At 48.1% G+C, this 13,672-nt stretch carries 12 protein-coding genes; 6 read left to right on the forward strand and 6 right to left on the reverse strand.

Annotation, left to right across the window (positions count from 1 at the left end):
* The first annotated feature begins 111 nt into the window (after nucleotides 1-111).
* Complete coding sequence (locus ACO6V5_RS00370; RefSeq protein ID WP_422132798.1) at nucleotides 112-1,629, forward strand: IS1182 family transposase; 1,518 nt, start codon at nucleotides 112-114, stop codon at nucleotides 1,627-1,629.
* Between the two features lie 321 nt (nucleotides 1,630-1,950).
* On the opposite strand, the gene prmA is transcribed toward ACO6V5_RS00370, so the two are convergent.
* The 6 genes from prmA to ppa form a co-directional block, all read right to left on the reverse strand.
* Nucleotides 1,951-2,835 (reverse strand): 50S ribosomal protein L11 methyltransferase, encoded by an 885-nt coding sequence (gene prmA / locus ACO6V5_RS00375; RefSeq protein ID WP_422134889.1) that lies wholly within the window; start codon nucleotides 2,833-2,835, stop codon nucleotides 1,951-1,953.
* Nucleotides 2,836-2,989: 154 nt separating this feature from the next.
* Nucleotides 2,990-4,333 (reverse strand): acetyl-CoA carboxylase biotin carboxylase subunit, encoded by a 1,344-nt coding sequence (gene accC / locus ACO6V5_RS00380; RefSeq protein WP_422140101.1) that lies wholly within the window; start codon nucleotides 4,331-4,333, stop codon nucleotides 2,990-2,992.
* A 10-nt stretch (nucleotides 4,334-4,343) separates the two neighbouring features.
* Nucleotides 4,344-4,817 (reverse strand): acetyl-CoA carboxylase biotin carboxyl carrier protein, encoded by a 474-nt coding sequence (gene accB, locus ACO6V5_RS00385; RefSeq protein ID WP_422137134.1) that lies wholly within the window; start codon nucleotides 4,815-4,817, stop codon nucleotides 4,344-4,346.
* Nucleotides 4,818-5,034: 217 nt separating this feature from the next.
* On the reverse strand, nucleotides 5,035-5,481 hold the full coding sequence (aroQ, locus tag ACO6V5_RS00390) for a type II 3-dehydroquinate dehydratase (RefSeq protein WP_422413065.1): 447 nt from the start codon (nucleotides 5,479-5,481) through the stop codon (nucleotides 5,035-5,037).
* Between the two features lie 138 nt (nucleotides 5,482-5,619).
* Nucleotides 5,620-7,443, reverse strand: coding sequence for a protein-disulfide reductase DsbD (dsbD, locus tag ACO6V5_RS00395; RefSeq protein WP_422138705.1), 1,824 nt, complete (start codon nucleotides 7,441-7,443; stop codon nucleotides 5,620-5,622).
* Nucleotides 7,444-7,600: 157 nt separating this feature from the next.
* Entirely contained in the window at nucleotides 7,601-8,128 is a 528-nt protein-coding gene (ppa, locus tag ACO6V5_RS00400; RefSeq protein ID WP_422134885.1) for an inorganic diphosphatase, read from the reverse strand.
* Nucleotides 8,129-8,330: 202 nt separating this feature from the next.
* Here ppa and ACO6V5_RS00405 point away from each other — a divergent pair, with 202 nt between their 5' ends.
* The 5 genes from ACO6V5_RS00405 to sctE all read left to right on the forward strand — a co-directional run bounded on the left by ACO6V5_RS00405 (nucleotide 8,331) and on the right by sctE (nucleotide 13,657).
* Nucleotides 8,331-8,750 (forward strand): CBS domain-containing protein, encoded by a 420-nt coding sequence (locus ACO6V5_RS00405; RefSeq protein WP_317145470.1) that lies wholly within the window; start codon nucleotides 8,331-8,333, stop codon nucleotides 8,748-8,750.
* A gap of 120 nt (nucleotides 8,751-8,870) precedes the next feature.
* Complete coding sequence (locus ACO6V5_RS00410; protein ID WP_422413068.1) at nucleotides 8,871-10,658, forward strand: hypothetical protein; 1,788 nt, start codon at nucleotides 8,871-8,873, stop codon at nucleotides 10,656-10,658.
* Between the two features lie 94 nt (nucleotides 10,659-10,752).
* Complete coding sequence (locus ACO6V5_RS00415) at nucleotides 10,753-11,589, forward strand: hypothetical protein (protein WP_422134883.1); 837 nt, start codon at nucleotides 10,753-10,755, stop codon at nucleotides 11,587-11,589.
* Nucleotides 11,590-11,607: 18 nt separating this feature from the next.
* Nucleotides 11,608-12,084, forward strand: coding sequence for a SycD/LcrH family type III secretion system chaperone (locus tag ACO6V5_RS00420; protein WP_422134882.1), 477 nt, complete (start codon nucleotides 11,608-11,610; stop codon nucleotides 12,082-12,084).
* 16 nt (nucleotides 12,085-12,100) lie between these two features.
* Nucleotides 12,101-13,657 (forward strand): type III secretion system translocon subunit SctE, encoded by a 1,557-nt coding sequence (gene sctE / locus ACO6V5_RS00425; RefSeq protein WP_422134881.1) that lies wholly within the window; start codon nucleotides 12,101-12,103, stop codon nucleotides 13,655-13,657.
* Nucleotides 13,658-13,672: the final 15 nt, after the last annotated feature.

Consider the following 13,672-nt stretch of genomic DNA (forward strand, 5'->3'; position numbering starts at 1 on the left):
ATTTATTGCAACCGCAGTAGGACAGTCTTAAGTCCGACAGGCTGCTAGGAGCCTGACCGAGAATAGGCTTATCTGTTATGATAAGCCTTAAACCAACTCTGATTATGCCAAATGTCACCACCACCAAAGTTTAAGGACAGTCCTGTTGAGTTTGATCAGCATCTGCTGTTCCCAACCAACGTTTTCGATTTGCTTCCCAAAGATCATGATTGTTTTATTTATGAAAGCATTTTTCAGAACATTAATACGTCTGAAGTCGAAAAAAAATATCACCACCTTGGTCAGCACGCATACCCTCCAAAGCTCATTGTCGCTATTCTGATCTACGCATACAGCCATGGTGTTTTCAGTTCCCGTGAGATTGAGCGACGGTGTCGACAAGACTTGGCGTTCATGTATATCTCACAAATGAACTGCCCGAATTTCAGGGTTCTTGGTGACTTTCGTAAGGATAATCTGTCGTTTTTCCATGACTGCTTCAAACAGTCAGTCAAACTGGCCATTGAACTCAAAATGGCATCACTGGGTCATATCAGCCTGGACGGCTCCAAGTTCAAAGCCAACAGCTCAAAACACAAGGCCATGAGCTACGGGAGGCTCAAAGCGAAAGAGGCAGAACTCAGTGCCGAAGTGGATGAGCTGATCAAAAAAGCCAGTCAGTGTGATCAGGAAGAAGATGACGCCTACAAAGCAACCAATGGTTACAGCATTCCTGAAGACCTCCAGTTTAAAGAAGAGCGCCTGAAAAAAATCAAAGAGGCCAAGAAAGCACTTGAAGAACGTGAAAAAGCTTTAAATCCAGACAAACCAATAGACGACAAAAAGCAGATCAGTTTTGCAGATCACGATGCCCGCGTGATGAGCAAGAAGGGGTATTGTGAGTACAGCTACAATGCTCAAATTACAGTTGATTCCGATAACCAGATCATTGTTGGCCAGCATGTCAGCCAACACGCCAACGATGTACAGGAAGTGGAGCCGGCGCTGAGGGCATTATCAGGAGCCACTGATGGCGCGGCTGTAGATAAGTGGAGTATGGATAATGGTTACTTCTCAGGGTCAAACTTACATACAGTCGAGCGACATGAGATTGATGCCTATATCGCAACCGACAAGGCGGAGAAGCCTGCCGCTGACGACCTTGAAAGCTCTGACAGGAAGTTTGTCAAAGCGGATTTTGCGTATGATTCCGAAGCTGATGTATTTATCTGTCCGGCAGGGGAAAAGCTGGTAACGAACCCGGCCAGCAAAAGCAAAAGAAAAAGCTACCGGGCAAACAAGACGGTATGCAGGGAATGCCCTTATCGTCGGAATTGCAGTGATTCAAAGAAAGAGGCTGGCAGGGTTATCCGTACCGATAAGTTTGAAAAAGCACGTCAGGCTATGAATAAGAAAATGGAGACAGCCGGTGCGAAAGCCATATATGAGCGTCGTAAAGTTATTGCGGAGCCACCATTTGGACAGATAAAAGAATCTGGTTTCCGAGGGTTCAGTCTCCGCGGCAAAGAAAAAGTTTCAGCGGAATTTTCACTGGTATGCACTGCGCATAATATCAAAAAATTTGTAAAAGCGGCTTCCACGAGGTCAATCCGTCTTGAAGATTTGAAAGAGGCTAAAAAGGCAGCATAGAGGCTGTGAGAAGGCATAAATATGCAAAAATGAGCAAAATCCCACTAATAATTGGATATTTTTTGCTCATTTTAAGATTTGGGAAAACTTCTGTTGGTCTGGTTGCGCTATTCTCGGTCAGGCTCCTAGGAGCCTGACCGAGAATAGACTGCCCTACTGCGGCGGCAGCAAATTGGTCTGAAAATCCGCTTTTGTTCGTCAAATAGCTCGCTATTCTCCTCACAAAACCGAATTTTCATCCTCAATTTTCTGCCGTCCTCGCTACGGGCGCTATTCTCGGTCAGGCTCCTAGTATCGAAAAATGCCGCGTTTTTTTAGTTGTCACTTTCGGGTTCCGGTCACCAGAATCCAGTCTTCATGGTGCATAGCAGGCTCCAGTTCGAACCATTGAGAGTAGGTGCTGACGATAATGTCTTGCTGTTCAGAAAGGATACCCGACAGAGCGATCTTCCCGCCGTTGTCGAGATAGCTCGCCAGTGTCGGTGCCAATTCTACCAGTGGGCCAGCGAGTATGTTGGCGATCACAACGTCTGCTGTATCCTTTGGAGCCTGATCCGGCAAATAAACTTTCAGTTTTTCCGGGGCGATCTTGTTCCTTTCGGCGTTATCTATAGTTGCTTCCAGTGCCTGAGGGTCAAGATCGACCCCGGTTACGGTTTTAGCACCCAGTAATAATGCTGCAATCGCCAGTATTCCAGATCCACACCCGTAATCGATAACCGACTGATTTTCTAAGCTTTCCTGTTTTTCCAGCCACTCCAGACACAGAGCTGTGGTTGGATGAGTGCCTGTTCCAAAAGCAAGACCCGGGTCAAGCATCAGGTTAATGGCATCAGGTTCCGGAATCTCTTTCCAGCTGGGGCAGACCCAGAGTTTTGTACCAAATTGCATGGGCACAAAGTGGGTCATCCATTCTCTTTCCCAATCCTTGTCTTCGACAATTTCAACCTTGTGGTCAGGAAATGGGCTTTGCTGGTATTGAGTCTGTATGTGCTCTACTACGGCGTCCATATCTTTATGGGCATCGAAGAGTCCAATGACCACGGTATGTTGCCACAGCGGGGTGCTGCCTGGCTCGGGCTCGAACAGGGGCTGATCTTTACCGTCCTGAAGGGTTACGGCACTGGCTCCGGCTTCCAGAAGCAGGTCTTCCAGTTCTTCAGCATGATCGGAAGAGGTGTCTAGTTTGATTTGTATCCAGGGCATGGGTATGGGCTTACAGATTGGGGTGAATGGCAGAATAAGTTTCCTGTCGGGTCCGTCTCATTCTAGCTGATTGAGGAAGTGGGACAAGAGTTAATAAAGTAGAAGAGGGAGGAGGCTCTCTGAAAGCAGTTTTCAGAGAGCTTTGGAAGCAGGATCAGGCATCTTCAAGCTTCTTCTCCAGATAATGGATGCTAACGCCTCCTTTCTGGAAGTTTTTGTCCTTCACCAGCTCCTGGTGCAGTGGGATATTTGTACGAATGCCATCTACAACCGCTTCATCCAATGCATTTCTCATTCTTAACAGAGCGGTTTCACGATCTGGACCATAGGTGATGATCTTGGCTATCAGTGAATCATAGTAGGGAGGAATGCTGTAGCCACTGTAAAGATGAGAATCTACCCGAACACCATTACCGCCAGGAGAGTGGAACTGGTTGACCAGACCCGGAGAAGGCATAAAGGTTTTTGGGTCTTCGGCATTGATACGACATTCAAAAGCATGGCCCTGAAGTTCAACTTCTTCCTGGGAGATGCTCAAAGGCAGACCACTGGCAATGCGAATCTGTTCTCTGACAATATCCACGCCGGAAATCATTTCTGTTACAGGGTGTTCAACCTGCACACGAGTGTTCATCTCAATGAAGTAGAACTTGCCATCTTCATACAGAAATTCGAAAGTACCTGCACCGGTATAACCAATTTCTATACAGGCCTTGGTACAGGCTGCTGCTACCGTGGCTCTGGCATCCTGATCAATGTCAGGTGCAGGCGCTTCTTCAATGACTTTCTGGTGGCGTCGCTGCAAAGAGCAGTCACGATCCCCCAGATGAATAGCATTGCCGTGGCTGTCTGACAGTACCTGGAATTCAACGTGACGAGGATTTCCCAGGAATTTCTCCAGATAGACCACGTCGTTATTGAAGGCTGCTTTGGCTTCAGACTGGGTTAAGTTGATGGCATTGAGAAGATCGGATTCGCTGTGAACGACTCGCATCCCTCGACCACCGCCACCACCTGATGCTTTGATAATGACCGGGTAACCAATGCGGCGGGCAATGTCCAGTGTGCGTTCATCATCTTCTGTGATGGGGCCGTCAGAGCCTGGAACGGTTGGAACACCGGCTTTTTTCATGGCGGCAATTGCAGATACCTTATCACCCATCAGGCGAATAACGTCTGGTTTGGGACCAATAAAGGTGAACCCGCTGCGTTCTACCTGTTCGGCAAAATCGGCATTTTCTGAGAGAAAGCCGTAGCCAGGGTGAATACCATTGGCATCAGTCACTTCTGCAGCGCTGATAATAGCCGGGATATTCAGGTAGCTTTCAGCAGGGCTGTTGGGACCAATGCAGACAGACTCGTCAGCCAGACGCACGTGCATCAGGCTTTCGTCAGCCTTGGAGTGCACGGCTACGGTCTTGATGCCGAGTTCTTTACAGGCCCGCAAGACCCGCAGGGCTATTTCGCCCCGGTTGGCGATTACGATTTTATCCAGCATGGGATCTGTCTCAGGCAATGGTGAACAAGGGCTGGTCGTATTCAACGGGCTGCCCGTTTTCAACCAGAATGGCTTCGATGGTGCCTGACTTGTCGGCCTTGATCTGGTTCATCATTTTCATGGCTTCGACAATGCAGAGAACATCACCTTCTTTAACTTGCTGCCCTAGCTCAACAAAAACCGGTGAGCTGGGTGAAGATGCTGTGTAGAAAGTACCGACCATTGGCGATTTTACATGGTGACCTGACAGCTGAGGTCTGGTTTCAGCCGCCGGGGCTGCTGCCGGAGCTTCAGGTACAGCTGCCACAGGCGCTGAAGCTGGAACTGCAGCAGGAATAACCTGAGGAGCAGCGAGTGAGGCTACCGGAGCATTCTGGGAATAACGGCTGATACGAACAGATTCTTCACCCTCGTGAATTTCCAACTCGTCAATTCCAGACTCTTCCAGCAGCTCAATGAGCTTTTTTACTTTTCGGATGTCCATCGTTAATCTCAAATGCTGTTGGACAGGGAGAAACTGCCCCGTGGTTAATAGGATGTTCATGGGTGCACTCAATCATGCAGCCCTGATTGTTTTAATGTGAAAATCATTTTATTCCCGAAAAGAGAAGAAGTGATTTTCTGCACTCGGCTTCTTAGCTTTATGAGAAGTTGGCTTTTCAGAAGAACATTCTGAATATGCAGTCAGTCACGAGTAGCCTCTATGACTTCTGACTGAGCAGGTCAATGGCATAGGCCAGACCAAACTCATAGCCTTTGGGTCCGAGTCCAGCGATTACGCCTTCTGCGACATCACTGAAATAGGAATGATGTCGGAAAGCCTCCCGTCGATGGATATTGGACAAGTGAACTTCAACAAAGGGAATGGCAACACCCAGCAGGGCATCTCTGATAGCAACACTGGTATGAGTGTAAGCCGCAGGATTAATAATGATGAAATTAACCCGTTCTTCAGAAGCTTTATGAATCCGTTCTATGAGTTCATGCTCAGCGTTGCTTTGGAAGCAACTGAGCTGGTGACCAGCCATTTGAGCCTGTTGGGTCAGAATATAATCGATTTGTTCCAGTGTGGTGGCACCATACACGCCGGGCTCTCTGGTTCCCAGCAAGTTCAGATTGGGGCCATTAAGAACAAGTATTGTTGCCATCTGTATCCTCTCATGTTGGCTTTTATTGTGCCGCAATGCATTCAAAGGGTCTAGTTCGTGCGTGTTACTGAACGTTAAAGACAGTTACCAAGCATTTCAAAGCCATATAAGCCCAGAACGATGATGTTAGATCCAGATTTATGGAGAAAGCGTCTGATTCAGTTTTTTCTGGAGTTCAGAGGAGGTAATCTCTCCCAGAGAGCGAAGTTCACTCCGCTCCTGACCATAGGTGTTGAAAAATAGCAGAGAAGGTGGGCCAAACAATTGATAATTGTTTAGCCAGATGAGTTGTTCGGGGGTGTTGGCGGTTATATCAAATTTGATGAAATGCCAGTTGCCTGGGCTGACTTTGGCAATAGCTTCAGGAAAAACGTTTCTTTCCATAACCTTGCAGGAAATGCACCAGTCTGCATAAACATCAATCATCGCGGCTTTGCCACTCTTCCTGGCCATTTCCAGCTGGGCCAAAAGCGCTTTAACCGTTGTCACTGTTTGAAAGGAATACCCTGCTGAAAGGTTTTCAGCGGGCTGGCTGTTTCTGCCAAGAGGTTGTAATGGGTCGTTCTGACCTTGAGCTGCTCCGATGATCAGCAGAGTGCCATAGATCAGGAGAACGAGGCCGAGCGCCTGAAAAAATAAAGCGGCTCCGGCTTTCTTGCTGAAGTCCATAGCGCCAAGACAGACAGCACCACCAAGTGCCAGTGTTCCCCAGAGAAAGAGCGTGAGTGGTGCTGGAATAACCCTCTCCAGCATCCAGATGGCAACGCCAAGCAGCAGGAAGCCAAAGCAGCGTTTGACATTTTCCATCCAACCGCCTGCTTTTGGTAGCAGGCTCTTGCCACCCAGACCAATCAATAGGAGTGGCAGCCCCATTCCCAGGCCAAGAGCCAGCAGGGAGAGTCCGCCAATGAGTGCGTCACCTGTTGAGCTGATGTAAATCAGTGCGCCTGCCAAGGGTGCTGAGACACACGGCGATACCACCAGGGCTGATAAAACCCCCATGACGGCTGCACCTGAAAGACTTCCTGACTTCTGAGGTTGTTTGTTCAGACGATCCCTGAGCTTTTCCGGAAGCTGGAGTTCATAAAAACCAAACATGCTCAGAGCCAGAATAACGAAGAGAATGGCAAAGGGGATCAATAGCCAGGGTGATTGAAGTTTTGCCTGCAGGTTCAGGCTCGCCCCGAAAAGCCCCATCAAAGTGCCAGCCAGAGCGAAGGTGATCGACATACTGAGCACATAAATGATGGAAAGAGTGAGCGTTCTTTTTCTACTGGCTCCCTTTGCTGCAGCGCCTACCAGCAGACTGGAGAGAATAGGAATCATCGGGAGTACACAGGGGGTGAAGGCCAGCCCCAGCCCCGCCAGTAAAAACAGCAGAAGTGTAACAGGAAGGTTCTTGTCGACAAAGGATTCCGGGATACTCTGATCCTTGCCGTCATCCGGCGCCTTTTCAGAAGACCTGACCCGATCAGTACTGGAGACATGGGGGTTTGGCAGAGTAATAGTAAGAGTCTGTGGCGGATAGCAAAGGCCCGCATCAGCACAGCCCTGAAACCTTATCTGGAATTGGGGCTCGGCTTCAGAACTCTTGACAGGAATTTTAACAGTGACATTTTTTGGAAAGACCTCCATGTCCTGTTCAAAGTTAATGTCGTACTTTTGTTTGCCTTTTGGAAATATTGGCTCACCAAGCAGGGTAGTGCTTTCATCACTGGAAAAGCTGAATCGATCCTTGTAAAGATAATGTTCTGGTGTTATCAGAAAGTGCAGGAGCAGTGTGTTGTTTTCGATCTCTGCTTCCAGCTGAAACGCCTCTTCAACTGGCAAAAATTGCTGCGTCCCGGAGCCCAGTAGTGCGCTTAAATCAGCAGAAGCACCACTGGAAAAAGCCCAGGTAAAAAGAATAATGAAAAAGGTGCTGAGGTAAGATTTTTGATTGCTTATGAATAGCTGAACCATGTAAAACCAACTGTTCCTGTTTCTGGTTCTTTAATTGTGAAGTGAAATGGCCGGGATGCAAGCTCCCGAGTCCGCTAATGGTGCTGGAGATAACATCTCCAGCACCATCAAAGGATTAATAAACCACTTATGAAAATAGTTTACTGCGTTAATTCCTTCAGCCTTTGTAGTTTGCTGCAGACTTTTTGATGACCTCAAAGGCAGCTTCTTTGCCTTCCCAGCCTTCGATCTTGACCCACTTTCCGGGTTCCAGATCTTTGTAGTTCTCGAAGAAATGCTCGATTTGCTTCAGCAGTAGTTCTGGCAGATCAGAGTATTCCTGTACATCGTTGTATAATGCAGACAGCTTCTCATGGGGGACTGCAATCAGTTTTTCGTCCTGACCACTTTCGTCTGACATGTTCAGCATGCCGACCGCACGGCAGCGGATGACTGAACCCGGAACAACAGGGTAAGGCGTCACTACCAGAACGTCCAGAGGATCACCATCGTCCGCCAGAGTCTGGGGAATGTAACCATAGTTGGCAGGGTAGAACATGGGGGTAGCCATGAAACGGTCTACCATCAGAGCATCGACATCCTTATCAATTTCATACTTGATGGGTGACGCATTGGCCGGAATTTCGATGGCAACATAGATATCTTCAGGCAGACTCTTACCTGCCGGGATATTTGCATAGCTCATGTGTATACCTTTGCCTTATTTCGATTACAGAGGTAAATGGATGGAAAGCTGGTCATTATAGAGTTCCCGAAGGGAGTTGTCTCCGTTCTGGACAAGACTTTATGAAGTATGTTCCTTTGGCAACTGGACATTGTTCGAAAAAGAGTAGAATACTGTAAGGGTCATATTGCTCCTGACTGCTCAGAATAACCGGAGAGGTTTTATGAGATCAATCAAAGTTAAAGACTGCATGACACCTCAGGTGATCACTATTCCACCAACTATGGAAGTGGTTGAGGCCATACGAATACTGCTCCACAACGATATTACGGCCGTACCGGTTGTCGATGAGAGTGGGGGCGTGGTCGGTATCCTCTCAGAAACCGACTGTCTCCAGGGAACATTGATGGGAGGGTATTTTTCCCAGGAAGGGAGTCTTGTGGGAGAAAGTATGACCCGGGAAGTCCTCACCGTATCACCCTTCGACAATATCATTACTGCGTACGAACACTTTATGAAAGCCCACGCTTTCAGGGTCCCCGTTGTTGACGACGGTGCTCTGGTCGGAATGCTCAGTCCTAAGGATGTCATGTCAGCGGTGTTGGAATTTTATGAAACACCAGCTAAACAAAAAGCTGTGTAAGTCGTCCTGCTCTCTCACCTGAAGCCTTATTTATTCTCTTTGAGTATTAAATTTTCCTGCCAAAGCGATAGTTCATCTAAGCTTTATTGAAGTACATGACGAACTTTTGGAAGAAGGTTTATGGAAGGGAGAACGACGGGAGTCGAAACTCAAACTACATCACCTGTTGATTTGGTGCCACCAGAGCATAAGACTGATGAATCGGGCCGGTTGGGTCCCAGAAATGTAACCGGAACGCCGGGAAGGAGTCTCATTGGGGGGCGTGGTTCTGAAGTTTCGAGCCCAGCGCCAGAGAGTATACACTCACGTACTGCCAGTGCCCGTAAAGATTTGCCAGCGCTGACGGATTCAACGCTGAAAGATTCCATGGAAGATGATGAAGCTTCTCAAATATTGAATTCGCTGCAAGCCTCCAGAAAGTCTTCCAGAACCAGCCCTCCCGAACTTTCCGGACTTTATGAATCATCTACAGCATCTGATCCGCACAGTGATGAAAGTGCTCAGCTTCACGAAGAACCCGGGCAAACATCTCCGGGTGAGCATGGGGACAGTCCAGCCCCTGACGCGAATGATGAATCCATTTCACCAACAGCGACTTCACCTTCTGCGCAACCCCACGTGTCTGTCAGCTCATCCGATGATCCTGATGTGCAAAGCAGAAAAGAAGCATTCAAGAATCAGCTTCAGCCCAAGCTTGGTTTTTTCGATAAACACAAAAAAGAGTCAACGGTCACTGCAGTGGGTGGTGTTCTGGTGGGCATAGGTGCACTCGCAAGCATTGCTTTTCCCCCAGCAGGACTTTGTATATACGCTTGTGGAATAATGATGTTGAGTATGGGCCTCACCGAGATCATGGCTGCTCCGGGTGATGTTCCGGTTAACCCGCCTGAACCGAAGCCTGATAAGCCTGAGCCAAAACCTGATGAGTCTAAATCCAAGCCGGTTGAAAACAATGTCGATGATGGCAAGTTCATGGCTGTTCGCAAACCCATTCTGGAAGCCCTCACTCAGGGCGATGGCCCGATTCCTGTCAGGGAAGATGGTTCTCTGGATGAAGACGAAGCCAAAAAAAGGCTAAGGAAGTTTGCTCAGCAGAGCGGGATTAATGGAGACCCCGAGGCGCTTTTAGAGCAAGTTTCTTCAGGGATGCAAGCAGGCTTGCCTCTCTCAGAAGTGATTTCAGAGGCTATTGCCGATGTATTGAGTAGAGATAAGAATTTTGATCCCCGCGATAATGAATTCAAATCGGTCACAAACGCTATTTTGAGTGCGGCAGAAGCTATGATGAATGCCACATCAGCCACTGAGAGAGAGCAGGCTCTGGCTGATTTTCTGTCGAAAATGAAAGAGATGCTGCCCAGAATGAGCGATGCTTCCCTGGGTCAGCTGATGGCCATGACCCAGGGAGCGCTGGCCAGTCCCGGCACAGAACAAGCCAGAGAAATATTGACTCATGTCCTGAAGTTGCTCGAAGCAGAAAAAGCCGAGCGTTTGTTAAAACAGCAGAGCCTGGCTGCATTTGGGGCTTCTGCAGGGGTCTCTGATGCGGTGCCAGAACCTCCTCTACCTCCTCCACCTCCTCCTGTAGCTCTTAAGTCTGGAAAACCGACAACACCTCTACAGTCCTCTGCCTCTGGAACAGGCGCTTCAGAGGCCTTTGATCCGACTATTTCACAAAATCAAGTCCACCTTCGAGTGCTTTCTTTTGAACTGGACACTTTGAACAGGGCCGATCGTCTTGGTGTCAGTGACAGAAATGACTTTCTGAACGCCGCGAAGGAGGTGCTCGAAAAACCCAGAGGAAAAAGGATCACGGGAGCAGAGTTCCTGGATGAGCTTGAAAGACATACCGGAGACAGGTTTAGTAATGTGATCGACAAAATGAGAGATAAAAATCATTTCAAATAGTTCTTAATTTATGTTGTTGATGAAATTTTCACATTGAAGTCATGTACTAAATTAATACTAATGTGATTTGCTCAGGGCGGCAGGGAGCCAATTTATGACTGATTCCACACCGGCAGTGGATAATAAGGGGGGAGTAACACTCACTGGCACGCGGGGGTCTGTTCATCTTACTGATGCCAAAAGAGACTCACTCAGAGCTGCGGGTTTCAGTGATGCACAGATTGATGCTTTATTATCACTGGCCGACCCTGATGATCAGGGGAATTCCCTGACACCCACTCACTTTTATACCGTTGATAAGTCAACACTCAACTCTCTTCAGTACTCAGGCAAACTCACGGATGCTGCGAGGCAGCTGGTCTATGTCCAGACACCCGTCTCGCTTCTGAATCAGGTCAGTAATCCGAGCAATTGGCAGGGAGATAATTATATTGGCCCGGGTGCAGCTTCTGTAAATGCCTATTTGAATGGAGAGCCTGTCGATTTTTCCAAGCCCAGTCTGGATGCCTTGGTGATGTCAGTTCTAACGGCCAGGGCGGAAATCATAGAGGTTCAACTCAGAGATCAGATTCAATCGATTCAGGACAAGAACGCCCAGTTGGAAGTAGCAAACGACTGGTTAGCCAAAGCCAAAGCTAAAAAAGCTGACGCCGGTACATCGGGCACAACAACCTTTAGTCAGGAGTACAAGGACTTTTGGGACAGCCTTGGCGCGAAGTACCAGAGTGGTACTAATCACAATTCAGCTGACTGGGAAGTTAATATCGAAGGTTTGAAGACCAAAATTGAAGCTTTGACCAGTCAATCCCAGCTGGAAACAACCAAGCTACAGCAGACTATAAATAAATATAACCAAAGCTTTGAAATGCTTTCTAACTTTGTCAACAAATACTATCAGTCACTCAGTACGATTATTCAGAACCTACGGTGAATCATGGAGGATCCCGCTGTGAATGAAGAAGCCAAGATGAATGAAGGTGAAGAACTTGATGATATGCTTCTCGAGTTCTTTGGTAAGGGCGGAACCTTCAAAGACCTCAAAAATATGAGCGATGATGCCATGGAAGCCATATACAGCGTCGCTTATAACCTTTATCAGGGGGGCAAGTACGACGAGGCGCAAAAGGTCTTTCAGTTTCTCTGTTTCTATGATCACTTCAATCGAAAATACTTTATGGGTCTCGGTGCCTGCCAGCAAATGATGAAGCAGTATGAAAATGCTATTGAAATCTTCACTTTTGCCACTGTACTGGATGCCGACGACCCCAAGCCCATGCTCTACATCGGAGACTGTCATCTGGCAATGGGTGACAACGAAAAAGCAAAAATGTCATACGAAACAGCCATTGAATGGGCTGGAAATGCGGCTGCTTTTGAGGAAGAAAAACAGAGAGCCGAAAGCATGCTGGAAAACCTGAGCAGTTAAGGGAAGAGGTGAAAGGATGTCTTCAATCGGTCAGGGGCCTGCCCCTACAGAGCAAACCGGAAATATTCATCAGGCTTCTTATAATGCTGTTGATAATGAGGAAAATCCGGTTCAGCGAGGTTTTAGTAACCAGAACAGTTACTCAAGAACGGAAGGTGGAGAAGCCCCTAAAGCACAGATCAATGCTCCAGTCCTGGATGCGCCTTCAGCAAATGCTGAGTCTGAAAAGGCTACCGCAGAAGTGTTGAAGCATCAGGAAGGGCAGGCAACAGACAAGTCGGCAAAAGGCCCGAGGTCGCCAGGTGAGGTGGTTCAGGAACACAGTAACCTTCCCATCAGAAAGCAGACAAACCATCTTCAGAGTAAGAGCAATGAACTTGAAAGTATGGGGTTCAGCAAATCCCAAATCAATGGGATGCTGGCTGTGGCTGATCCCAAAGATTCTGAAAACGCTCTTGCTCCCATGCACTCTGCCACTGCCAGATTGAAAGATATGGAGGCCCGGGGTGGCGATCCCAAGCTGAATACACTGTTTAATACTTTCGAAGATGTCATGGTTCGTTTCTCTGCCATCAAAGAAATTCCGGATGATTTGAAAGCTGAGCTGAAGAAGGATCTCGATACATTTACCAAAGCAGCTCTCAACGCTGAAAGGCCCCTTGATATAGACTCCGCTACCACGATGCTGGTTCAGATCCAGTCAAAGTTGCAGAACGAGCGACTCCGCTTTGACCAGGAAAGTATCAAGATAGGTCAGGTCGCTGCAGAGCAACGCAGTAGCAATATCATCAGCAAAATTCGTGAATCCATTGCAAAAGTCGAAGAATCGAAAAAATCCCAAAGGGTAGGGAAGATTTTCAATTATATCGCGCTGGCATTCATGGCGATTGCCACCGTCGCTTTGGCTGTTGCGGGAGTTCTTACCGGTGGTGCTTTGAGTATTGTTGCCGCGAGTCTGATGGTTGCAGCGACAGGTCTTATGATCACCATGACGGTTTCATCAGAAACCAACAACTTTATGATGAAAATTTTTGACGGCCTTGCCAGTGACGAAGACGCTGAGCAAGATACCAAAATTGGTGCGACGGTCTTTTGGGCTGTCATTATGATCGCACTTTCCGCAGGCGCAGCTGTCGCAGGTGGCTTTGCCGGTGCCGGTGGAGCCGCTGCCAGTACAGCTTCATCAAGTACCGCAGCAGGGTCTTCAACCGCTGCAACGGTGACGGCGACAGGCGCTAACACGGCTGCAACCACATCCGCTGCTGTTGCAAAAAAAATCGCGATCGTGACCAAGTTAGGACAGACAGCCCAGTTGATAGGGGGCGCCGGTCAGATTGCTTCGGGTGGTGCTGATATCGGAACCACTGTTTACAAATATCAGGCAGACATATTCAGGGCAGAAGCGCTTGAAGAAAAAGCCGAAATGGTCAGGATCCAGAAGGCCATAGATGATGCTATGGAAGGTTTGGAGAAGGCTATCCAGGAACTCCAGAATGGCTACTCCACAGCCGCCAGCATCATTAAAGCGAATCATGAAACCAAGACAACACTTGCGCGCAACCTGCGTGCCTGAGTCTCAAGGAGGTAG

The organism is Endozoicomonas sp. ALD068 (assembly GCF_049310145.1).
Classification (GTDB): domain Bacteria; phylum Pseudomonadota; class Gammaproteobacteria; order Pseudomonadales; family Endozoicomonadaceae; genus Endozoicomonas_A.